General features: G+C 50.3%; 17 protein-coding genes and 1 riboswitch. Of the genes, 6 read left to right on the top strand and 11 right to left on the bottom strand.

The annotated features are described in order from the left end of the window. Positions 1 to 619: 619 nt before the first annotated feature. The 4 genes from BLQ82_RS21745 to BLQ82_RS21730 are packed head-to-tail and all read right to left on the bottom strand — an operon-like array spanning position 620 to position 4,434. Positions 620 to 1,693, bottom strand: a complete 1,074-nt coding sequence (locus BLQ82_RS21745) for an ABC transporter substrate-binding protein (protein ID WP_062522695.1) — start codon at positions 1,691 to 1,693, stop codon at positions 620 to 622. Next, positions 1,690 to 2,517 (bottom strand): ABC transporter permease, encoded by an 828-nt coding sequence (locus BLQ82_RS21740; protein WP_062522696.1) that lies wholly within the window; start codon positions 2,515 to 2,517, stop codon positions 1,690 to 1,692. Before BLQ82_RS21740 ends, BLQ82_RS21745 begins: the two co-directional genes overlap by 4 nt. Then, positions 2,514 to 3,320: an ABC transporter permease gene (locus BLQ82_RS21735; protein ID WP_062522698.1), complete on the bottom strand. Its 807-nt coding sequence runs from the start codon at positions 3,318 to 3,320 to the stop codon at positions 2,514 to 2,516. The genes BLQ82_RS21740 and BLQ82_RS21735 overlap by 4 nt, the downstream gene beginning before the upstream one ends. Continuing rightward, the gene (locus BLQ82_RS21730; protein WP_208810733.1) at positions 3,310 to 4,434 is read right to left on the bottom strand and encodes an ABC transporter ATP-binding protein; all 1,125 of its coding nucleotides are present in this window, start codon (positions 4,432 to 4,434) and stop codon (positions 3,310 to 3,312) included. The genes BLQ82_RS21735 and BLQ82_RS21730 overlap by 11 nt, the downstream gene beginning before the upstream one ends. A gap of 291 nt (positions 4,435 to 4,725) precedes the next feature. Here BLQ82_RS21730 and BLQ82_RS21725 point away from each other — a divergent pair, with 291 nt between their 5' ends. Together BLQ82_RS21725 and BLQ82_RS21720 are read left to right on the top strand one after the other, a co-directional pair. Beyond that, positions 4,726 to 5,826, top strand: coding sequence for an FUSC family protein (locus BLQ82_RS21725; RefSeq protein WP_062522700.1), 1,101 nt, complete (start codon positions 4,726 to 4,728; stop codon positions 5,824 to 5,826). A 316-nt stretch (positions 5,827 to 6,142) separates the two neighbouring features. Further along, positions 6,143 to 6,235, top strand: a riboswitch (cyclic di-GMP riboswitch). Positions 6,236 to 6,341: 106 nt separating this feature from the next. Further along, positions 6,342 to 8,228, top strand: a complete 1,887-nt coding sequence (locus BLQ82_RS21720) for a flagellar assembly protein A (RefSeq protein ID WP_062522702.1) — start codon at positions 6,342 to 6,344, stop codon at positions 8,226 to 8,228. Between the two features lie 100 nt (positions 8,229 to 8,328). On the opposite strand, the gene BLQ82_RS21715 is transcribed toward BLQ82_RS21720, so the two are convergent. The 3 genes from BLQ82_RS21715 to BLQ82_RS21705 all read right to left on the bottom strand — a co-directional run bounded on the left by BLQ82_RS21715 (position 8,329) and on the right by BLQ82_RS21705 (position 11,576). Further along, positions 8,329 to 8,931: a flavin reductase family protein gene (locus BLQ82_RS21715; RefSeq protein WP_062522704.1), complete on the bottom strand. Its 603-nt coding sequence runs from the start codon at positions 8,929 to 8,931 to the stop codon at positions 8,329 to 8,331. 137 nt (positions 8,932 to 9,068) lie between these two features. Further along, entirely contained in the window at positions 9,069 to 10,874 is a 1,806-nt protein-coding gene (locus BLQ82_RS21710) for a helix-turn-helix transcriptional regulator (RefSeq protein ID WP_244280928.1), read from the bottom strand. Positions 10,875 to 10,988: 114 nt separating this feature from the next. Further along, the gene (locus tag BLQ82_RS21705; protein ID WP_062522708.1) at positions 10,989 to 11,576 is read right to left on the bottom strand and encodes a sensor domain-containing protein; all 588 of its coding nucleotides are present in this window, start codon (positions 11,574 to 11,576) and stop codon (positions 10,989 to 10,991) included. A gap of 205 nt (positions 11,577 to 11,781) precedes the next feature. Between BLQ82_RS21705 and BLQ82_RS21700 the strand changes: the two genes are divergently transcribed. Then, entirely contained in the window at positions 11,782 to 13,773 is a 1,992-nt protein-coding gene (locus BLQ82_RS21700) for a serine hydrolase domain-containing protein (RefSeq protein ID WP_062522710.1), read from the top strand. 95 nt (positions 13,774 to 13,868) lie between these two features. Here the strand turns inward: BLQ82_RS21700 and BLQ82_RS21695 are convergent, their stop codons facing one another. The 4 genes from BLQ82_RS21695 to hcp all read right to left on the bottom strand — a co-directional run bounded on the left by BLQ82_RS21695 (position 13,869) and on the right by hcp (position 19,139). After that, the gene (locus tag BLQ82_RS21695) at positions 13,869 to 14,987 is read right to left on the bottom strand and encodes a hypothetical protein (RefSeq protein WP_062522712.1); all 1,119 of its coding nucleotides are present in this window, start codon (positions 14,985 to 14,987) and stop codon (positions 13,869 to 13,871) included. Between the two features lie 60 nt (positions 14,988 to 15,047). After that, the gene (locus BLQ82_RS21690; RefSeq protein WP_062522713.1) at positions 15,048 to 16,403 is read right to left on the bottom strand and encodes a sensor histidine kinase; all 1,356 of its coding nucleotides are present in this window, start codon (positions 16,401 to 16,403) and stop codon (positions 15,048 to 15,050) included. Between the two features lie 3 nt (positions 16,404 to 16,406). After that, positions 16,407 to 17,066 (bottom strand): response regulator transcription factor, encoded by a 660-nt coding sequence (locus BLQ82_RS21685; protein WP_062522715.1) that lies wholly within the window; start codon positions 17,064 to 17,066, stop codon positions 16,407 to 16,409. A gap of 420 nt (positions 17,067 to 17,486) precedes the next feature. After that, positions 17,487 to 19,139 (bottom strand): hydroxylamine reductase, encoded by a 1,653-nt coding sequence (gene hcp / locus BLQ82_RS21680; protein ID WP_082722628.1) that lies wholly within the window; start codon positions 19,137 to 19,139, stop codon positions 17,487 to 17,489. Positions 19,140 to 19,282: 143 nt separating this feature from the next. Here hcp and BLQ82_RS21675 point away from each other — a divergent pair, with 143 nt between their 5' ends. Genes BLQ82_RS21675 through BLQ82_RS21665 form a run of 3 tightly spaced genes read left to right on the top strand, consistent with a single transcriptional unit; the run spans position 19,283 to position 21,858 of the window. After that, on the top strand, positions 19,283 to 19,990 hold the full coding sequence (locus tag BLQ82_RS21675) for a Crp/Fnr family transcriptional regulator (RefSeq protein ID WP_062522717.1): 708 nt from the start codon (positions 19,283 to 19,285) through the stop codon (positions 19,988 to 19,990). A gap of 46 nt (positions 19,991 to 20,036) precedes the next feature. Then, positions 20,037 to 21,428, top strand: a complete 1,392-nt coding sequence (locus BLQ82_RS21670) for an aldehyde dehydrogenase (protein ID WP_062522720.1) — start codon at positions 20,037 to 20,039, stop codon at positions 21,426 to 21,428. Positions 21,429 to 21,474: 46 nt separating this feature from the next. Then, a complete protein-coding gene (locus tag BLQ82_RS21665) occupies positions 21,475 to 21,858 on the top strand; it encodes a RidA family protein (protein WP_062522722.1) in 384 nt (127 codons plus the stop codon). Positions 21,859 to 21,964: the final 106 nt, after the last annotated feature.

Raw genomic sequence — 21,964 nt, 5'->3', positions numbered from 1 at the left:
CTGCGCGGGTCGCGTTCGCCGGATCGTTCAAGTGAATAGTTGCTTGCGGGTCCCGTTCGTTCTTTAGCTAACACTCATATCTAAGGTTAGATGGAAAAAGTGAACCTAATCTGTTCATTTTCGCCATTTCAGAACAATTAGGTGGAAAAAGTATATTTATTCCACTCGAATTTACTCATTATCTGTGTTTAGGCTTGTTTTAAGTGTACTTTTTCCCACTCGTGCCTCCTAAAGAGGTGGCCTAAAGAATTTTAGTGGAGAAATCCCCACTAATTAGGAGTATACAAAGCAAGTGTGTTCTAAATTCAAACCCATGTGCCTGCAATGGGGCAGGGTTACGGGGCTACCGGGTTACGGCCACAAAGCACATACCACCAGCCTTTTGCCTCATTCCTCTCCGCGCCTCGTACGCGCGGTTCCACTTGCGGCTCCGCCCTCGACTACAGAAAAGAGCCTGAAGCGAAATACCGCATCAGGCTCTTTTCTGTCGAGTGTAAGGAGGGGCGGGGCTCAGGACTTGTTACCGGCGCTCCGCTAACACAGCAGTATTAAGGTCTGTTTCATTCCGCCCCGAAGTCCCACCCGCTCATATCTCATTTATATCCTCTTCATTTCTTATTCATTTCTTATTCATTTTAAATCTCAGGAACAGCTCATTATAGTGGGCGAGCATCCGCTTGCCGAGATTGTCGTAGACCTCCAGCCGGTCGGTAATTTCGGCGGGCGGGTAGAAGCGCGTATCGCCGGAGATTTCTTCGGGAAGCAGCTTCAGCGCCGGAACATTAGGGGTGGAGTAGCCGACGTACTCCGCATTTTTGGCTGCAACGTCTGGCCGGAGCATGAAGTCGATGAACTTGTGCGCCCCTTCCACATTCACTGCCGTGCGCGGGATGACCATGTTGTCGAACCATTTGTTCGAGCCTTCCTTCGGCACCACATAGTCCAGCTTGTCGTTCTCGTCCATGATCTCCGAGGCATCGCCGGACCATACAATCCCGACTGCCGCTTCCTCATTCGCCAGCAGCATCTTGATCTCGTCGCCGACAATCGCCTTCACATTGGGCGAGAGCCGGTTCAGCTTGGACAATGCTTCCTGCAGATGCTCCTCGTCCTGGTCATTAACAGAATAATGCAGGCTGTTCAGCGCCATGCCCATAACTTCGCGGGCTCCATCCACCAGAAAAATATTATTCTTCAGCCTGCTGTCCCATAGGGAATCCCAGCTGCTGAAATCCATGCCCTTGGTCATGCCCGGGTTAAAGATAATGCCAACCGTCCCCCAGAAATAAGGCACGGAGTAGACGTTGCCCGGGTCGAACGACAGATCCATAAACCGGGAATCGATGTTGGCCAGATTCGGGATCTTGCTTTTATCCAGCGGCAACAGCAGGTTCTCCTCCCGCATCTTGGCAATAGCATAGTCCGACGGGACCACAACATCAAAGGTCGTTCCGCCCTGTTCGACCTTTGTCAGCATGGCCTCATTGGAATCAAAGGTCTGGTAGATGACCGTAATTCCCGTCTCTTTCTCGAACTGCTTCAGCAGTTCAGGCTCAATATAATCGCCCCAGTTATAGATGGTCAGCGTATTCCCCCCTGAGTATCCCTCGGCTGAGTTCAGCCGGGACGCGAGGAACATCAGCCCGAAGGCAACAATAAGAATCGCCAGAAACGCATTAACCAGCTGCTTCATCTAGGCACCCCCATTTCGGCGGCAGGCTCGGAGAGCGGGCCCGCCGGACGGTTCTTGCGCCGGTTCAGGAAATAGTACCCGATGACCAGCAGGATGGTGAAGAGGAAGATCAGCGTCGACAGCGCGTTGATCGACAGTGACACGCCTTGCCGTGCCCGGGAGTAGATTTCTACCGACAGCGTGGAATATCCGTTGCCCGTAACGAAGAAGGTTACCGCAAAGTCATCCAGCGAATAGGTCAGGGCCATGAAAAAGCCGCTGAAAATCCCCGGCTTAATAATCGGCAATACAACCTTCGTCAGCACATCACGGCGGCTGGCTCCCAGATCGCGGGCCGCATCGGTCAGCGTGGGGCTCATCTCCTGCAGATGCGGCAGGATCATCAGCACGGCAATCGGCACGCTGAACGCCACATGCGAGAGCAGTACAGAAGTGAAGCCCAGCTTAATGCCTACAATCGTGAACAGGATGAGGAACGAGGCCCCGATAATCACATCCGGGCTGACGATCAGCACGTTGTTCAGCGAGAGCAGCGTGTTTTTGGCCCGGCGGCTGCGGACACGCTGAATCGCCAGTGCGCCGATAATTGCAATCAGTGTGGCAATCGCTGAAGACAGCAGCGCAATCACCAGCGTATTGATGACAATAATCATCAGCCTTGTATCCTGAAGGACCTCGCGGTAATAATCCAGCGTGAAGCCTTCGAATTTGTGCATCGTGCCCCCGCTGTTGAACGAGTAGTACATCAGATACAGAATCGGTGCATACAGCACGGCGAAGACCAGCACCAGATACAGATTGGCAAGTCCGTTTTTGTTCCTCACTGGCGCACCCCTTTCCGCGAGCCGCCCGTCAGCAGCATGAACAGCGCCATAATGACGATCAGGAAGACAGCGACCGTAGAGCCCATTCCCCAGTCCTGCGTAACCAGAAAATGCTGCTCAATCGCAGTGCCCAGTGTAATGACCCGGTTGCCCGCGATAAGGCGCGTAATCATGAACAGCGACAGCGCCGGGATAAAAACGGCCATACAGCCGGAGCGCACCCCGGAGATCGTCAGCGGAAAGATCACCCGGCGGAACGTCGTCCACCCGGAAGCGCCCAGATCGCGCGCGGCATCCACCAGCGACAAATTCAGCTCCTCCAAAGCACTGAAGATCGGCAGAATCATGAACGGGATAAAAATGTACACGGACACAAACACAAAACTGAAGCCGGTAAACAGAATCTGCTGCTCCCCGATGCCAAGCAGGCCGAAGAAATTATTAACCGGCCCGAAGGTTCCAAAAATGCCGATGAATGCATATGTCTTCAGCAGCAGATTAATCCATGTTGGCAGAATAATCAGCAGCAGCCACAGCTGCTTATGCTTCGTCCGGGTCAGCAGATAGGCGGCGGGATAGGCTACCAGAAGCGAAAACAGCGTGATCAGGAATGCATACCAGAAGGAGTTAAGCATCATTTTCATATATACCGGTGTAAAGAAGTTCACATAATTGTCCAGCGTGAGATGCCCGTCCAGATCAAACAGGGAATAATAGACCACCAGCAGCACCGGAGCTATGACAAACAGCGCGATCCACAAGTAGTAAGGGATGAGAAAATACGACTTGCCCTTATTCTTCATGGCTCTCCACCTCGCCGTAAGCTTCCAGACGTTTGTCGAATTCTTCCTCCGTTTCACCGAACCGCATGACATGAATCGCTTCCGGATCAAAATAAAGGCCGATTTCGCTGCCGACCTCTGCTTTGCGCGTGGAATGAACCAGCCACTCATGGCCGGATTCGTCGTAGCAGCTGATCTCGTAGTGCACGCCCCGGAACAGCTGGGAATCTACGCGCACGCGCAGCTTGCCCTGTTCAAGCGCGGCAATCTCCAGGTCCTCGGGACGAATAACGATCTCCACCGCTTCATTGCGTCTTAGCCCGGCATCGACACATTCGAACCGGTGACCGTTAAACTCCACCAGGTAATCGTCGATCATCACACCCGGCACAATATTCGATTCCCCGATGAAATCGGCCACAAAGCGGTTGATCGGCTCATCATAAATATCGTTGGGCGTGCCGCTCTGCTCGATCCGTCCGCCGTTCATGACAAAGATCCAGTCCGACATCGCCAGCGCTTCTTCCTGGTCATGGGTCACGAATATAAAGGTAATGCCCAGCCGCTGCTGCATTTCCCGCAGAATATACTGCATCTCTGTACGCAGCTTCAAGTCCAGCGCCGACAGCGGCTCATCCAGCAGCAGCACCTGCGGCTCATTGACGATGGCGCGGGCAATCGCCACACGCTGTCTTTGTCCGCCGGACATTTCATTAATTGCACGCTGCTCATAGCCTACAAGGTTCACGAAGCGCAGCGCTTCCTGCACCTTATGCGTGATAACATCCTTCTTAAGCTTCTTGATGCGCAGTCCGAAAGCCACATTCTCGAATACGTTCAGGTGCGGAAACAGCGCATAGTCCTGAAATACCGTATTGACCTGCCGCTCGTTGGCGGGAATGTGGTTGATGATTTGGCCGTTGAGATAAATAGAGCCTTTAGTCGGCTCAGCGAAACCGGCAATCAGCCGCAGAATAGTCGTCTTGCCGCAGCCCGAAGGACCCAGCAAGGTATAGAATTTACCGCGTTCGATCTCGAAGCTGACGCCTTTCAATACAGGCTCTTCGTCGTCGTATTGTTTGATCACCTGGTCAAAAGAAATAATAGTGCCTTCCGGGGTAGCTATAGCTAACAACCTCCCTTACCTTATGTATACAATCTATTTTACCCGCTTCCTGCGGGGGACAATCGAAGCGGGCTGGCTCAGCGCGTGCAAGCGACAATTCCTCCCTTTCTTCGACAACCTTCCATAATATATAGCATAACGGATTAGTCCTATATATGCGATAGCATACATGGTTAAAACCAGTCCGGAAACTTAACAAGTTCGTAAAATTTAAGAACCTCCCAGGCTGTTTTGCGGTGCTATAATGAAAACGGCTGAAATTCATTTCATTTTTACCAACCTGAAAGAAGATGACCTCCAATGAACGAAGGATTACAGGACCGCCTGGAGAAGTTCGGACTGTCTTTATATATGATACGTGTTACACTGGCTGCTTCACTCTCCTGGCTGGCAGTACATACGCTGTATGGAGACAGCTATTTATACTTCGCCCCGCTGGCGGCGATTCTGATTACACAGGGCAGCGTCAAGGCTTCTCTGGAAAAGGGCGTTTACCGCATGACCGGCATTGTACTGGGCGGCATTGTCAGCCTGATTGTGGGGCGGTTCTTCGATGTAGGAGCCCTTTCCATTCTGCTGATGCTTCTGATCGGTATCGGAGTCGCCACAGCCTGCCGGATCAATATCCAGGCGATCTCCCAGGTCGGCGTAACCTCTGTGCTGGCACTCACCTTCTATAATGATCATTATATCGAGTGGCGGGTCGCTGAAACGCTTATCGGTGTAGTCATTGCTCTAATCATCAATATGATTATCGTTCCGCCTAAGGGGTTCGTCAAGGTTAAGGGCTTGGCTCTGGAAGGCGGCCTGCTGCTGGCGGATGCCCTAAGCGGTCAGACCGGCGGCGGACGGGAAGCCGTTCAGGCGGGAGACGCCCTGACACGCTCCGCTTCACTGCTGGCGAAGAGCGAGCTGCAGCAGAAGGAGCTGCATTATACCTTAACCCATTACCATTGCCGCAATGAGCTGCGTGGACTGACACAGACAACGGCCCATCTTAAAAAAATCCACTCTTATGTAAAAGAGATCCGTGCGGAAATCGCACTGCTGCCCGCACATTATGCCGCAGCCGACTGGATGGCTGAGGTGGTCACAGCCACCGCAGACTGTATCGCCCTTTATGGGACGAAGGCACTGGCGGATGCCGAATGCCAGCGTTCGCTTCCCGAATCGCTGCGCCGGGCGCGCGATCTTCAACTGGCCTGGTTCTCCGAGCTGCAGGGACAATGCTCCCTCACCTCCATCCGCGATCTCGGCGCAGTGTTCTCCCACCTGAACCGGGTGCTGGAAGAAATCGAGCAGGCCGACTATGTAGTGATGTCAGCCGCACCGCAGAAGGCCAAAGCTGGAGCTGCACATGCTGTGCGCTTCATACAAAAGGGACTCTCCCACAAGCTTTAAGCTTGGGAGCGTCCCTTTTTTTAATGGATCGCTCTCACCTCTCACACTATCAGTCAGCCTTCTGTTTCATGCCCCTTCCCCCTGCTTCAAGCCCTACATTAATTATAAATTCATTTTATTTACAATTAATCAACAATTACCTACTTTATTCAATATTTATAGTCAAATTCAATTATTCCAGTTGAAAATTCGCTACTTAAGGACTAGAATTAATGTTGTTTGCAGAAGTTATTTTTGGACATCGTACCAGTATTGACCACTTTTTGTCGATTGCAGTCGATTTAATTGGCCTCATACTGAGTATATATCATTGATCTATTCCTAAAGGCAAACTGTCCCGAAAGGGCAGGACGCAAAGCCATGGGCCTAAGAGCGCTATTGCTGCATTTATGGTCGCCAGGTTGCCAATAGAGACGCCATTTGGTCGGATATCCCAGGATATAAGCATCACGGCTCCATGATGTTCTTTTCTGTACAGATACCATTGATTATACGAAAAAAGTGAGGTTACGAGAATGCCGCAGCATACCATCGAACGTTCACGGTACGAGTTCATTGCTTCCATGCTTCTTGGGAAGACCGATCTCTTGAATCTTTACTCTGTGGATCCTCAGACGTTTGGCGGAACAGACGAAGCTAAGAATGGTGTTATCATTATCCAGAATAACGAAATCTTCATCACTCCGCCTCTTCCCGGAGGCAAACCGGCTGTAATCTCATCGATCCATCCTGTTGTATTGAAGATTAACGGTCAGGTCATCACGGGTCCGACTCAGATTACCTCTGCAGATGACCTCACCTGGGAGATTTGCGAGAAACCGCAATACCAGATTACCGTATCCGATGATAAGCTTAAAGTGTACTTTACCCTTTACCGTGCTGAAAGGTATGCCTGGAACCTCGTCAATAGTCCGGCTTCAGCCTTTGTCACTGTCCGTGCGGAGATGAACAGGGATATGCTGTTATCCACCCTTTCCATTGAACGGATTATGGCCGGATTTGAGAAAAGCCCTATAGTCAGCAGTCTCAATATCCCTGCGCTTTACGAGGAGCTGAATAATCCAACCTACCTTCCCGTGTGTATTGCTGAAGGCAAGGCTCCCGTGCCAGGGACAGATGCGAGTCTGGAACTGCTGTTTCAGCAGAAGATAGAGAATGCATTCAAGCCGATGGCCGATTCCGCCCAAGCAACAAGCTGCCCGGAATTCTTCATGGTGCAGGAAGGCGAAGTGTTTGCGAAGAAACTGCCCCCCAAAGAAGGCCTTCCCGGCTTTGATGTGTATGGCGGTGTACTTCCGCCGCCTCCGCCGCAGGACCTCACCCTGTTCTCCTCCCCCTACGCCGCACTGCTTCCGGGCGGGGAGATCAAGGCCTGCCGCAAAGGCAGACCACGGATAACCGGAAGCGGAACCTTTATAAAAACAATTGATTTTCCCCAAACGTTCCTCGTTCCGCATAGTGACAGTGAGGCTGGGGTCACCCTCATGTACCCTGGTGATGTTATCGCAACTCATTATTTAAGCAAAAACACGGTTATTGAGGCTTTGGGCAATGTTTATATTTTTGGTGATGTGCGCAAATCCCGGATCACTGCTACAGGCAGCATATTTATCAGCGGTATGGTTGTAGAGAGCGAGCTGTATGCCGGGGGATACGGGGCCACACATAACCGCTTGTGCAGCTTCACCGAACTGCTGGCGAAGGAGGTTGCGAGACTGAGAGAGGCCGCCAGGAACCTTGCCGAGACGGTTGAGTCAACGATGCAGACTGTGAAATACGGATTGGTCATCATGCTGCTGCTCGAAAGTAAATATGCACATCTTCCCCGTATGATCCGTGACATGCAGGAGCTGTTATCAGGCATGAGCGCTGATTATCCTCAGGATACCAAGATCCTGAAGCATATGATGGAGTTTATGTTGAATCCCGGACAGTTTACCGACCAAATTACGGATGCGGGAATAGGCTCTTTTCTGAGTCTGTTGAAGAACCTGGCCCGTGGCATCTACCAGATGCAGGAGGAACGGGTCCGGATTGATATTGCCGGGTCACATGACAGTATTATAAAATCCGGCGGGGATGTCCATATTCATGGAGAAGGGGTTTCCCTGAGCAGATTGTATTCGTCTGGCGATATTTATTTTGCGAAGAATAGCTCCATGTCCTCTGACTCCACCTTGGAGGCAGCCGGAACGATTAATGCACACAGCGTCGGCGGGGAATCAACCGGCAAATCGCTGCTGGTTGCAGGCCGGCAAATCATTGCACATACCATCCGTAATGCTTCTGTGACAATAGACGGGTATTCCCTGGAGATTACTGACCCGATTGAAAATATCGCTTTTACGGCCAAAAGTCTAAAACAGAAATACAGGGGAGCGGCATCCTCTTCAAACGAGTAACCAGCGGTATCCTTACATATAGCCTTACCGGTAAAAGATACACAGACTGAAAGACCCTGCTGGGCCGCGCGTCGGCATCCGGCAGGGTCTTTCCCGTGTTTTAAGACTCGTATTGCGGTCTCTCCATATCGAACGTCCGGCCAATCGCCGCATACGAAGCTCCCGCGAGACGGCTTACCGGCTTCAGCTTGGCCGCATCAATGCGTCCGTTATGAATCAATTCATCCTCTACATAGAAACACAGCACTTCTCCGATCAGCATATCGCAGTGTCCCAGCTCCACATGCCGCGTAAGCCGGCACTCCATGGCAATCCTGCATTCCGCTATACGCGGAACCCGGACCATTTGCCCGGGCACCGGCGTCAGTCCGGCCAATTCCAGCTCGCTGACGCCTTCCGGGGCGTTGATCGAGGTGTGGTTAATCGCAGCCACATTATCCTCGTCCACAATATGCACCACAAACTCCCCGTTGCCCAAAATGTTGCTTGCAGTATGCTTCATTTCTCCGGTTGCCTTGCGTAGACAGGAGAACATAATCATCGGCGGTTCATCATTCACAATATTAAAAAAACTGAACGGTGCGGCATTCACCACGCCTTGTTCATTGATTGAGGTCACAAAAGCAATCGGCCGGGGGATAATGCTTCCGATCAAAAGCTTGTAATTGTCATGCGCCGATTGTGCTGATGCAGCGATATACATAAAACACCTCCATTTAATGTGTAGAACGCCTAATGGCTTTCTTGAAATTAACCAAAATGATGCTAATTGAAATGAATTATGATTATAAGGGGCATACCAAAACTGTTATGAACAAGGCAGGCATTAGAAGTTGGAACTCATTCGAGGAGTCCGGCTTCCACTGCCTTCTGTACCGCTTCTTCCCGGTTACGAACGCCCAATTTCGTATAGACTGCGGAGGCATAATTCCTCACGGTGCCATCAGATAAATATAATTTGGAGGCGATGGTTTTATAGCGCAGCCCTTTGCAAACAAGCTGTAATATTTCTATTTCCCTTGAAGTCAGACCGAAGCTCTCCATTGTTTTTGGATTCAACACTCCGGTTTCCTTCTTGTCCATTTCGAGCTTCTCAAACAATTTATGCGACATCTCTTGATCAATCAGTGTGCCCCCGCGATAGACATGACGAATAGTTTCAGCAAGCTCCCGCGGTTCAATAGATTTCAATAAGTAACCATCTGCTCCGCTTCGCAGAACCTCAAGGGCTTGTTCAGTATCCTGAAACGTGGTTAGAATTAGAATCCGGATGTGCGGCCATCTTTGTTTAATGATTCCGGATGCTGAAATTCCATCCATATTGTGCATGTCCAAATCCATGAGCACCACCTGGGGCTGATCCTGCTCACAGCTCTCAATGGCTTGTAAGCCATCCTCAGACAATCCCACCACTTTCAGATCCTGATGCCCCTCCAGAATGGTCCGCAGGCTTTCCCGGATGAAGGGTTGGTCATCTACGATCAGTAAGCGGATAACCTCATCCGGTAATTCTGCTTGTCTTGGCAATGTGCAGGTCACGAGCGTTCCTTCCCCAGGCTCGGAATAAACAGACACTTGTCCTTGCAGATTCATGGCGCGCTCTTTCATCGCGTTCAAGCCAAAGCCATCCTGCCATTTCTCCATTCCTTTACCGTTGTCCTGTATTTCCAGTCTAGCCTGCCGCTGCTCAAATTTCAGAGTAGCGGTAATTTCTGTAGACTCTCCATGCCGGACGGCGTTAGTTAACGATTCCTGCAAGCAACGATAGAAGGCCATCTTGGCCAGCTTGGGCAGCGGGTATTCCTCTCCAAAGGTACGGAAGTGAACGTTTACTTTGGCCTGTGCCTGAAAATCTTCTGCTAACTGCTGCAGCGATTGCAGCACCGGAAGTGTCTCCTGCGGGGGCTCTATTTGATGCAAGTATCCTCTGACCTCTTTTAAACCTTTGCGGGCCAAATTCAATAAAGAGCTGACCTTCTGTTCCCCGGCCTCTGTAGAAAGTTCAGGACGCAATGTTTCTAATCCCATGATGATAGAAGTATAGGAATGTCCAATAGTATCGTGGAGATCCTTCGACAGCCGGTCACGTTCTTCAGCTAGCGTGATGCGTTCAATTTGGGAAAAATACTGTTTTAAGACCGTATTCTGTTCCCGGATGATTTCACTCTGCCGGTGATTGACCACCAGTAAATGAAAGGCAAACCCAATGGCATAAGCAAGTCCGATTTGGAGCATCATGATCAGATAATTGCTCTGGTGAGATAACAGATTTATCAAAACCGGCAAGAGCAGGATCGTTACGGGCCCTGTCCAACGATAGGATTGACGGGCGCTATTCACCGCAATCAGGAAAGCATAGGTCAGAAACGCGAGATAAGCTTCCGGAAACAAAGAAGTTAAATACAAGCATAGTCCGCCCGAAAAAATAATTTCTGTAAGCAGATAATACTTATAGTTGAGCTGCAAACAAAGCCAGGGAACGGAAAAAGCGAAAATCTGCCAAAAAATCAAAATCCAAAGCGGCAGGGATATCTGGGCATGGAATTGTACGGTTGTGAACATGAGAGAAATACTGAGAATAAGCCGAAATATGAACATGATCCAGTCATACCAGAACCACTGTTTTACCGTTTCAAACAAGTTCATCACCCCTTACTAAGTCTTCTATGTCTTTTATTATTTACTATTATAAGTCTAAGTTCGACTAAACGATAAGTTTCCGCAGTAAGTTTTGGACAAATGCAGGTTGTAACACAGAGGCTACCGGTTTAATCTTTTTGTCATTTGACGCGTGTAACCGCCTATAAGACGAACCAAGACATTTAATAGCCAGGAACTTATAAAAGCAAAAATAACCCCCATAGCCATAATAAAAAGTGATTGCATGAAGGTATCTATCTGTATCCCAAAAAGGCGGATATCAAAGATAGGAAAGAACAGCGGAGTTAGCATTAACAAAAGAGGCATCACACAGAGCAAAACAACACTTAGGAGACTTAGAAGACCAATCCAAAACTTCAACATCAGCCAGCAGATCGCGGCCCAGTTGCGTGTATCCATAAGCTCCTCTTTAGCTTGCGCCCATAAAGATTGCTCTGTTCTTATACTCCGTTCGTAAGGCTGAGTGGTGATATCGGTATAGATCTTCGTTTGTATACGTTCATATTGCACGAAGGTTAGCGTGGTCCGCAATACCTGTGTGAGCAGGGGAATGCCTGCAACTGTAAAAGAAAGACCTATGCCTAATGTCAGAGTAACCAAATAAAAGCAAAAGTAAAATAATCCTGTAGCAAAAGTGAGCAATAAGAAGTACCCATTTTGGAAAAAGCAACGGATCGTTTTATTCATGAATGTTCCATCGTCCCTTCAATGTAATAGACGTATCATACTGATGCCCGTGTCACTTCATCTAGTGCAAAAATGTCATGTGACATTCCTAGAGATACCAGAGAAAGTGGTGACGAAATGCAGCTTGTTCTTATGACAGGCGCTTTGCAATACTTGGGTAGGCCAAGTGGTCACAGGGCAAATATGATAGAGGGAGACAGGAACAATGAGAAAAGCAATCCGCAATACCAGTCTTGCAGTTCTACTATTATCTGCGAGTGTCGTTACAGCTTGTACAGCTACTCATGGTGCAGCTGCATCAGATCAGAAACCAACAGAGAAGGTCAGCCTGGAAGGGCCCAAAGATTCGAAGGAAGTGGAGACGTTCGCTAATTCTGTATTTGCGGATAAGATGAAGAAATTCAATACCGTCGGCTCCAATTTTGTAGTCGTTAAGGACGGGAAAGTGCTTTTAAGCAAAGGGTACGGTTATGCAGATAGAGAAAAGAAGATACCCGTCGATAAAGATACTATTTTCCAAATTGGATCTGTTACCAAGACTTTTACAGCATTGGCGGCTATGCAGCTTGTTGATCAAGGAAAAATTGATCTCAAGCATGACATCCAAGAATATCTCGGTGGAATGAAGGTGCCCAATAAAACAGGGAAACCGCTGACGATGTTTGATCTGCTTACCTATACGAGCGGGGTGGACTTGCCGGATATCGTCACTGATTATTCGGTGGAATATCTGAATAAGGACATTTCAATGAAGGGGTACCTCAATAAGAATATGCCGACTGTGGTCAGACCTCCGGGAGAAGCTTATACGTATGATAATTTTGGTTTTATGCTGGCGGGATATGCAGTAGAGAACGTAAGCGGCATGCCGTATTCTCAATATATGGAGAAAAATGTATTCAAACCATTAGGGATGAACAAGACCAGTGTTAGATTAACCCCTGAGATATTATCCAATATGGCTGCACACTATGGACCGAGCGGTGAGCTTCAGCCGACAATGGGAACCGCGCCGTCCGAGAAGCCTGAGGGAAGTATAACTTCAACAGGTGAAGACATGGCTAAGTACTTGATTATGCACCTAAACAAAGGAGAATTTGAAGGCAAAGAAATCGTCAGCAAAAAAAGCATCGATCTGATGCATACCTATCAAGTTTACGCTGACCCTACAATTCCCATCACAACCGTTGGGTTTGAGGGGTATTACAACAATGTGATGAATGGGCAGCATGTAGTACTCAAGGGAGGAAATGTTCCGGGGCATTCCTCTTTAATTGCCATCTTGCCAGAAAAGAATACTGCTTTTTACTTGTCTTACAATAACGATTCAATGATGAGTTTAGATGTGTACAAGGCATTTATGAATCACTATTTTCCTAAGACTGTAACAACGCAGCCACCAACCTATTCAAAAGTAAGCAAGCAAGCAGCCCAAGCTTATATTGGATTATACAAAAACACGCGTTTGTATGGAGTAAGGACTAAAATTTCTTATGCAGATGGGGATTTATTCATGGAAACGGGGACTACAGGCAAGCATACACTGAAAATGGTTCATCCGCTTCTATTTGAAGATGAAGCCGGCAATAAAATGGCATTCAAGAAAGATAAATCCGGCAATATCACCTATTTCTATTATACGAATCCCAATGGAGTGGATTTCGTTGCTTACGCCCAAAAAGTAAAGATGAAACCTGCATTTTCCGATGTGCCTAATGACAGTGTATATAAATCATACATTGATAATCTAAACAGTTTAGACATTATGGGAGCCAAATCAGGTAACCGCTTTGACCCTAAAGGAAAGATGACACAGGGGGAATTTGCGGATGTATTGCTGCGCGCCCATGGCATGCATACATTTCCGGATGAATTTCGTGAAAATAAGAAGCGGATGATAGCGGGAGTCCCTAATTATCAGCCAAAGTCCTTAATTACAAGACAAATGGCGGCAGTTATGATGCAAAATCTTAAGCATGCAGCACCTGGAACGAATGTCAAACTAACCGGCAAAACGGATTCATGGGCGGTTGATGCAATCGCTGCGCTTGTTTCTCAAGGCATTGTAGACCCGGATACGAAGATTAATCCCAATCAGACTGTTAATTTCCGGTCCACACAAACTTTGAGCCGCCAAGAAGCCAGCGCGCTGCTTGACAAAGCTTTCGGTTACTACTCCTTACCAATTAAACCCTGAATTTGCTCATATTAAAAGTGAGGCGCTGAATGGAACAGCGCTTCACTTTTTTTGGGTTTGAACAGCGGCAGGCAGCAGGTGCCTGCGAACTGCCTTTATGACTTGGAGGCCGGGGAGGCCGGAGTATAAATCAAGCAGCGCAGTTTCTTCTCGGGATAACGAAGTTCTGCAGTGTAGGAGCTTCCGTCTTTCAGTTTAACCAAAACTGCTACAACCCCGCGTTTGTCATATATGCTGTCTTTAATAATAGTAGTGCCGGCAATCTCACGGGTGTCGCCCTGTTTGTCCGCAACAATGGTGCGCGCGGCTTGGAGCCAGCTGGAATCCTGTCGGATCCGCCCGTTCATCTCTGCTGTGATCGGCGTTCTCTTATAAGCCAATTCCACAATAGTGGAATCGATGACGGTTCCGCTCAGGGAGTCAATGAACACATTATACATGAAATAAGGTTTTCCTTGAGCCTGGAGTGCGCCTACACGGTAAGGCTGGAAATGTACGAACCATACCCCCTTTTGCTCAGGACCCGATTTGTTATAGGACGCCTTGCCTTCCATCTTAGACAGATCCACATCGAACAGACGGGCCACACTCTCTTTTGCTTTGCTGAGGGCTTCAGCCTCACCGATGTCCTTCTGATCGGGTTGCGGTTTCACATAGCTCAGGCCCAACACATAGTTGAAGCGATAAGTCCAATCGATAAACTGCAGCAGTTCCTCATCCGTAAGGGCACGCTTGGGGAGTACATAAGTAGCCTTGCTCCGATCCAGATAGAACTCGTAGTTCCCGGCCTTCATGGGCAGCTTCTGCTTGGGACGCAGGCCATCGAATCGGTATTGATCGTCCAGGATAAGCTGCCGCTTGCTTTCTTGCTCGGTCATCTCCCGCGTGAATATTTCATGATCCATATATCTAAGCTTTTCGGCGTACGCATTGGACTCCTTGATTTCCTCTTCAGTGACCGTGCGCTCCAAATACGTCTGTATCGTCGAGACCGGAGCTTCCGCCTCGATCTTCAGCACCGGAATCTGGCTGCTCGCCAGTTGAACCGCTGGCTTTCTGGTATGCTGCTGTTCGTAAGATACATGCGCTTCCGGCACCTGACGGTTCATTTCTGTATAAGCAACAATATGCGGCACCGCAAAAGCACTGAGACCCAGCAGTCCTCCCGATATGGCAATTACCCCAAGGGCCGATTTAACGTCATTCCTGTTCATCTTTACTACCTCCAATGTGTAAGTGGCTTGTCTTAGCCCTACTGTAAGATAAAGATGTTATCAAGTAAGAAGCCCGTTGTTATGGAGTTGTAAAATAAGCTTTATAGTCGTACCCTTCTGCTCCTCTGAACTTAGAGACAACTGTGCCTGATGCGCCTCTGCAATCTGGCGGCACAGGGCCAAACCGAGTCCTGCCCCGCCATGTTCTCTTGACCGGGCATGATCCACCCGGTAGAACGGCTCGAATACCCGCTCCAGATGTCCGGCGCTCATGCCTCTGCCGTAGTCTGTTACCTCCAGAACAGCCGCAGCATCCTGTTCATACGCGGCCAGCCTGATCTCCGAACCCGGGTTTGAAGCATGGATAGAGTTCTCCAGGCAATTCACCAGGAACGATTCGAGCAGCTCCCGGTCGCCCCATACCGCAGAAATATCCGCTTCCAGAATCAGCTCAATCCCCGCTGCATCCAGATTGGCCTGTTCCATCCGGCGCACGGATTCGAACAGTTCCACAACCGGTATCCGGCTCCGTTCTACCGGCTGATGGCTGAGAATGGATAAATCCAGCAGCTTGAAGACCAGATTCTTCAGGCGCAGCGTTTCGCTCCAGAGATAACCGCTCGCTGTCATCCGCTCTTCTTCGTCGATATGGGCGGCATTCAAATACTGGGCGAATCCCTGCAAGCTGGTCAGCGGCGTTCTCAGTTCATGAGCCAGGTTGTCCACCATCCGCTGCTTCTCCTCAGCCATGGCGGAGAGGTCCGTAACCTGCTTTTCCACAGCATCTGCCATGCGGTTGAAATGCCGCGCCAGCTCCCCGAATTCATCCCTGTTCTGAAGCTGCACCCGTTTGCCGTAGTTTCCTTCGGCAATATTTTTGGTGCTGTCCGCCAATGATTGCAGAGGTTTCGTCAGCTTGCGGATCAGTACATACATGAGCGCAGCAAGAACAGGAATAGAGATGCAGTTGATATAGACAAAATACCGGTTCAACTCATCCTGGCCGGCATACAGCGCTTCAATATCCCGCCGGTAGGTTAGCTGCAAATACCCATAAGGCGCCGGCAGCTCATTCGTTACGCTGATATAGCGGGCGGACGGCTCCGCTGGCCCGGCATAGACGGGAGTATCCTGGCTCGACAATTCCAGTGAAATCCCCCGCTCCCGGTAATACTCCCCATAGGAACGGGCAACATCCAGCAGAATCGTATCGTTAATCTGCATGCCCCGTGATTTAATAGAGTTCAGATTTTCATAGATATTGTTTGCAATCAGGGCCTGATCACTTGCCGCCCGCTGCTGTTCCCTTCCCATATTCAGCCGCCAGCTTTTGTTCATAATCATAATGACGCTCACATCCAGCACTACAACGAACAAGACGAGCATCAGCAACAGCGTTTTCTGCCAGAATCTCATCGCTCACCTCTCTGCTTCCAGACGGTAGCCCAGCTTGTACACCGTTTTAATACGTTCTTCCCAGCCCAGTTTTTTGCGCAGCTGCCGGATATGCACATCCACTGTCCGGGTATCGCCTTCAAATTCATATCCCCAGGCCAGCTCCAGCAGTTTTTCCCGGGACAAGGCAATATTCCGGTTCTGAATCAGAACCTCCAGCAATTCAAATTCTCTCGCCGTTAGCTCGACAAGCTGTCCGCTCTTATAAATCTGCCGGGCCGCCAGACGGACGTCCACATCACCCGCAGTAAACCCTTCCTCTTCCTTGACGTTACGGCGCAAAACGACATTGATCCGGGCCAGCAGCTCCAGAATCTCAAACGGCTTAATGATATAATCATCCGCACCCAGCTCAAAGCCGGTGATGCGGTCAGCCAAAGAATCCTTGGCGGTAATAAAAATAACCGGAACACCCGGATGGCGGTGCCGCCTCATCCATTCAAATCCATCCATCACCGGCAGCATCACATCCAGCAAAATAAGATCGATCTTCTCCTGCTCCAGAATCTGCTGCATCTGCTCCCCGTCATAAGCTTTAAAAAACTGATGGCCAACCAGCTTTAAATTCATCGTAATCAGATCGCTGATCGGCTTTTCATCCTCAACCACCAATATTGTTGCCATCCCCAAACCTCCACCCATTGCTTAGCTATATAAGTTGAACTTTAGTTTTACATTGCGGGGTATGGTCGTAACTACGGGGAATGTTTGGACTTCCAGCCGCTGTTGTCGTAAGAATTTCTTGAATTGAACCGCTTTTAGCGGTTGAAATCCGGTGACTGATTATGCTGGAGATAGCGAGCTTTCCTACGGAAAGCTTTCAGGCGGACGCATTCGCTCTGTAAGTATCCAAACTTCCCCTCCGCACTTCTACCCTTTTATGTATTTTTTAAGTTCATCTTATATAGTTGCACCCGTTCGATGCAACTGACGTTGTGGTTCGACATTTTAACCCAATTCCCTCTATTTTACAATCTTAGACGCCAATAAGCCGGTCGCTATCCCCTAAGGGGGCAGCGTCCGGCTTAATTTTAACCTATCTTGTTATACCGCAGCGATGAAATGCTCCATGTCCTCTTTTACAGTTGTAATGCCGCTGATTCCGAAGGTGTCTACCAGCACTTTGGCTACATTCGGGGAGAGGAAGGCCGGAAGCGTCGGGCCGAGATGGATATTCTTAACGCCCAAATGCAGGAGCGCCAGCAGTACAATGACCGCCTTCTGCTCGTACCAGGCAATATTGTAGGCAATCGGCAGATCATTGATGTCATCCAGCCCGAATACTTCTTTCAGCTTCATTGCGATCACTACCAGGGAATAGGAATCGTTGCATTGTCCGGCATCCAGTACGCGGGGAATCCCGCCGATCTCGCCAAGCGCCAGCTTGTTGTATTTATATTTTGCACAGCCCGCCGTCAGAATGACGGTATCTCCCGGCAGCTCGGCAGCGAAATCTGTATAGTAATTCCGGCTCTTCATCCGGCCGTCGCAGCCTGCCATCACAAAGAACTGCTTGATCGCGCCGCTCTGCACAGCCTCTACCACCTGATCGGCCACATTCATTACCGCAGCGTGGGCGAAGCCGCCGACAATTTCTCCGGTTTCAATTTCAGTTGGCGCCTCGCAACTCTTGGCCTGCTCGATGATTGCAGAGAAATCCTTCTCCCCGTTCTCACCGGACGCAATATGCTGTACCCCAGGGAAACCCGTATGGCCGGTGGTGTACAGACGGTTAATATAGCTGTCCTTAGGAGGTACAATACAGTTCGTAGTCATCAGAATCGGACCGTTAAAGCTCGCAAATTCCTCATTTTGCTTCCACCAGGCGTTGCCGTAATTGCCTACGAAATGGCTGTATTTTTTGAATGCAGGATAATAGTGGGCCGGCAGCATCTCGCTGTGTGTATACACATCCACTCCGGTTCCTTCCGTCTGCTTGAGCAGCGACTCCATATCCTTCAGGTCATGCCCGCTGATCAGAATCCCCGGACGGGTTCCCACACCGATGTTCACTTTGGTGATTTCGGGGTTGCCGTAAGTTGACGTATTCGCCCGGTCCAGCAGCGCCATGACCTCTACTCCAAATTTCCCGCATTCCAGTACCAGTGCAGTCAGCTCGTCGCCGCTAAGGGTGTCATCCAGCACTGCCGCCAAGCCTTTTTCCATAAAAGCCTGAGCCCCAGGCTCATAATAACCCAGCACCGCCGCATGCTCCATATAAGCCGCCATCCCTTTGAGTCCATAGGTCAGCAGCTCGCGCAGCGAACGGATATCCTCATGTTCTGTGGCAAGCACACCTACTTCTTGTGCCTTCAGCAGCAGCTCTTCGTCGGTACCGGCAATCCAGAGGGCTGCGTCATGATCTGAAAGGGCAGCCTCTGCCCCTGCTGAGTTCAGCCAGTTTCTCCACTGGTCACGCAGTGCAAGTCCTTCCCTGATGCGTGCTGTGAAATGCTCCGGGGTGAAGTTAGCATTGGTGATGGTCGCGAACATGCTCCCGGTTATAAATTTCTCCGTGGCCTGATCAGTGATGCCTAGCTCGCGGCCCCGCTGTGCAAAGATTGAAATGCCTTTCAGCGTATACAGCAGCAGATCCTGGAGATTCGCCACCTCGCTGGTTTTACCGCAGACTCCCTGGATGGTGCAGCCTGATCCCTTCGCCGCCTCCTGACATTGAAAACAGAACATTTCGCTCATTTCCCGTTCACTCCTTATAGGTTCTTGGATACTGGACAGGACACTCTTCGTCCCGCCTTTACAGTTACCAGTAATTGTAGTAGACTTTCGTCGAACAATCGGTAACGGATGTTACCGAACACTTACGATTCTGGAGGAAATCTATGAAACCTGACCCTGCCGTGCTGCAGGCCTGTCTGCTGTTTCGGGGACGGTCTGTGGAAGAGATTGAATCTCTGCTGCACAAGATGATCTACACTGTCAGCGAGTATCCGAGAAAAACAGTCATCCTCGCTGAAGGCGACAAGGCCGACCGCCTCGGTATCGTGCTCTCGGGACGGGTGGAAGTACAGAAGAACCATCCCACGGGCAGCGGTGTAACCATTGCCCATCTGAATCAAGGCCAGACCATTGGCGAAGCCGTGCTGTTCCGCAGAAATAACAGTGTTCCCGCCACAGTTACCGCCTCTGAGCCCTGCACCGTCATGTTCATTAGCAAGCAGGAGCTGCTGCGGATGTTTACGGCAGATACAGACTTGCTGACCCGCTTCATTGAGAATCTGTCCGAGCGGCTGGTGCTGGTCAACCGGAAGATTGAGATACTCTCAGCCGGACCGCTGCGGCGGCGGATTGTCGATTTTCTGCTGGAGCAGGCGGAGCTGCAATCCTCCGCGACTGTCCGGCTTCCTTTCAGCAGAAAGGAATGGGCAGAGCATTTAAATACGGCACGGCCTTCGCTTTCCCGTGAAATGGGGAATCTGCGCGACCAGGGCTGGATTCTTTTCAAGGGGAGGGACATCACCCTGCTGGACGTGGATCAGATGAAGGATTACATTCACAGTGTCGAAGCTGATTCCGGGGGCAAGAGCTGAAGCGTTACGCATAAACAGATGACGGATTATGGAGGAAGGGTCGAGAATGCTCGAAGCAGCATCACAGAACGTAGAACAAATGCTGGGGGAAACCCGTGAATTTTTCCACACCGGAGTTACAAGGGCTGTTGCCTTCCGGCTGGAGCAGCTGCAGAAGCTGAAGAATACCATCAAGCGCTACGAAACACGGATTATTACCGCTCTGAATAAGGACCTGCACAAAAGCGAGTTCGAAGCCTATGCTACAGAGATCGGCTTCACGCTCGACAGCATCGGGTACATGATGAAGCACCTGAAACGCTGGGCGAAGCCCGTCAAGGTGAAGTCACCGCTGCATATGTTCCCGGCCAAAAGCCTGATTCTCAGCGAGCCCTACGGAACCGTACTGGTTATCGGGCCTTTCAATTATCCGTTCCAACTGCTGATTGAACCGCTGATCGGTGCCATAGCCGCCGGGAATTGTGCCGTTCTGAAGCCTTCGGAGAGCACCCCCGCCGTCTCGGGAGTCATAGAGGACATGATTCGGGAGACCTTTGAACCGGCGTATATCCGTGTGGTTCAAGGCGAGAAAGAGATGACCAGCCTGCTGATCCATGCCAGGTTCGACTACATTTTTTTTACGGGAAGTGTCCCTGTCGGCAAAATTGTAATGGAAGCCGCCGCCAAAAATCTGGTCCCGGTCACACTGGAGCTCGGCGGTAAAAGTCCGGTCATCGTCGATAAGACGGCCGATCTGGAGGCTGCGGCCAAACGGATCGTCTGGGGCAAGCTGATCAACGCCGGGCAGACCTGCATTGCCCCGGATTATTTGCTGGTCCACAGCGAAGTTGCAGCAGAGCTGATCGGCCGGATCAAGCATTATATTGCGGTTTTTTATGGCAGCGATATTCAGCGCAGCCCGGATTATGGCCGGATCGTCAATGAACGGCAGCTGCAGCGGCTTCGCGGAATGCTGGAGAAGGACCAGGGCAAGATTGTTCTGGGCGGCAGGGTTTTGCCGGAGGATCTGTACATTGAGCCTACCCTGATCCACCCGGCTGCCTGGAGCGACGCTTCCATGGCGGAAGAGATCTTTGGACCTGTCCTGCCCATTATGGAATACAGCGTCCTGGAAGAGGCCATTCAATCGGTGAATGAGCGCCCTAAACCGCTGGCCCTCTACTTGTTCACAGAGGATAAGCAGGTGGAGCAGGAGGTGCTTGGGCGTGTTTCGTTCGGCGGCGGCTGCGTGAATGATACCATCACCCATGTCGCCAGCACCCACCTGCCCTTCGGCGGTGTCGGCGGCTCCGGGATTGGCGGGTATCACGGCAAGCACAGCTTTGATGTTTTTTCGCACCGGAAAAGCATCGTGAAGCGGAGCACCCGAATCGATCTCGGCATTGTCTATCCGCCATACGGCAATAAAGTCAAGCTGGCGCGAAAGCTGCTGAAATAGCAAGCTGTAGGATTCAGGAACAATCTTTAAGGACGGAGAGGGTTCTATGGAGCGGAAACAAGTGTTTACAGGCTCACCCTGGGAGTCAACCGTAGGATACTGCCGTGCCATCCGCGTTGGCGGCCGAATTGAGGTGGCAGGAACGACAGCGATGAAAGACGGGAAAGTTTTTGGCAAAGGCAGTCCTTATGAGCAAACCCGGTTTATCTTGCAAATGATCGAAAAGGCACTTGGGGAGCTGGGCGCCGGCCTGGACAATGTTATCAGAACCAGAATGTTCGTTACGGACATTTCCAAATGGGAGGAATTCGGAAAGGCCCATGGGGAGTTTTTCAAGGAGATCCAGCCGGTTGCAACAATGGTCGAGGTAAAAGCGCTGATCGACCCCGATCTGCTCATTGAAATCGAAGTGGAGGCTGTTGCACCGTGACCCATGCTCCTGCATGATTCCGTGCGCTGCAATCATAGAGCCATCGGACTTGCGACGGCTCCAAAACAACGGCGTTTCTGCCGTTGTTTCGGAGCCAGCCGGCCTG

Origin of the sequence: Paenibacillus jilunlii (genome assembly GCF_900102965.1) — a bacterium.
GTDB classification, from domain to species: Bacteria; Bacillota; Bacilli; order Paenibacillales; family Paenibacillaceae; genus Paenibacillus_AQ; species Paenibacillus_AQ jilunlii.
The sequence above is the reverse complement of the archived record's forward strand: the minus strand, read 5'-3'. Positions and strand labels throughout refer to the sequence as shown.

Coding starts and splice junctions, on each gene's coding strand:
- BLQ82_RS21710 (WP_244280928.1), bottom strand. CDS start 10,874: ATGAACTTGTTTGAAACGGTAAAACAGTGGTTCTGGTATGACTGGATC.
- BLQ82_RS21735 (WP_062522698.1), bottom strand. CDS start 3,320: ATGAAGAATAAGGGCAAGTCGTATTTTCTCATCCCTTACTACTTGTGG.
- BLQ82_RS21665 (WP_062522722.1), top strand. CDS start 21,475: ATGGAGCGGAAACAAGTGTTTACAGGCTCACCCTGGGAGTCAACCGTA.
- BLQ82_RS21670 (WP_062522720.1), top strand. CDS start 20,037: ATGCTCGAAGCAGCATCACAGAACGTAGAACAAATGCTGGGGGAAACC.
- hcp (WP_082722628.1), bottom strand. CDS start 19,139: ATGAGCGAAATGTTCTGTTTTCAATGTCAGGAGGCGGCGAAGGGATCA.
- BLQ82_RS21745 (WP_062522695.1), bottom strand. CDS start 1,693: ATGAAGCAGCTGGTTAATGCGTTTCTGGCGATTCTTATTGTTGCCTTC.
- BLQ82_RS21715 (WP_062522704.1), bottom strand. CDS start 8,931: ATGTATATCGCTGCATCAGCACAATCGGCGCATGACAATTACAAGCTT.
- BLQ82_RS21705 (WP_062522708.1), bottom strand. CDS start 11,576: ATGAATAAAACGATCCGTTGCTTTTTCCAAAATGGGTACTTCTTATTG.
- BLQ82_RS21695 (WP_062522712.1), bottom strand. CDS start 14,987: ATGAACAGGAATGACGTTAAATCGGCCCTTGGGGTAATTGCCATATCG.
- BLQ82_RS21685 (WP_062522715.1), bottom strand. CDS start 17,066: ATGGCAACAATATTGGTGGTTGAGGATGAAAAGCCGATCAGCGATCTG.
- BLQ82_RS21675 (WP_062522717.1), top strand. CDS start 19,283: ATGAAACCTGACCCTGCCGTGCTGCAGGCCTGTCTGCTGTTTCGGGGA.
- BLQ82_RS21690 (WP_062522713.1), bottom strand. CDS start 16,403: ATGAGATTCTGGCAGAAAACGCTGTTGCTGATGCTCGTCTTGTTCGTT.
- BLQ82_RS21720 (WP_062522702.1), top strand. CDS start 6,342: ATGCCGCAGCATACCATCGAACGTTCACGGTACGAGTTCATTGCTTCC.
- BLQ82_RS21725 (WP_062522700.1), top strand. CDS start 4,726: ATGAACGAAGGATTACAGGACCGCCTGGAGAAGTTCGGACTGTCTTTA.
- BLQ82_RS21700 (WP_062522710.1), top strand. CDS start 11,782: ATGAGAAAAGCAATCCGCAATACCAGTCTTGCAGTTCTACTATTATCT.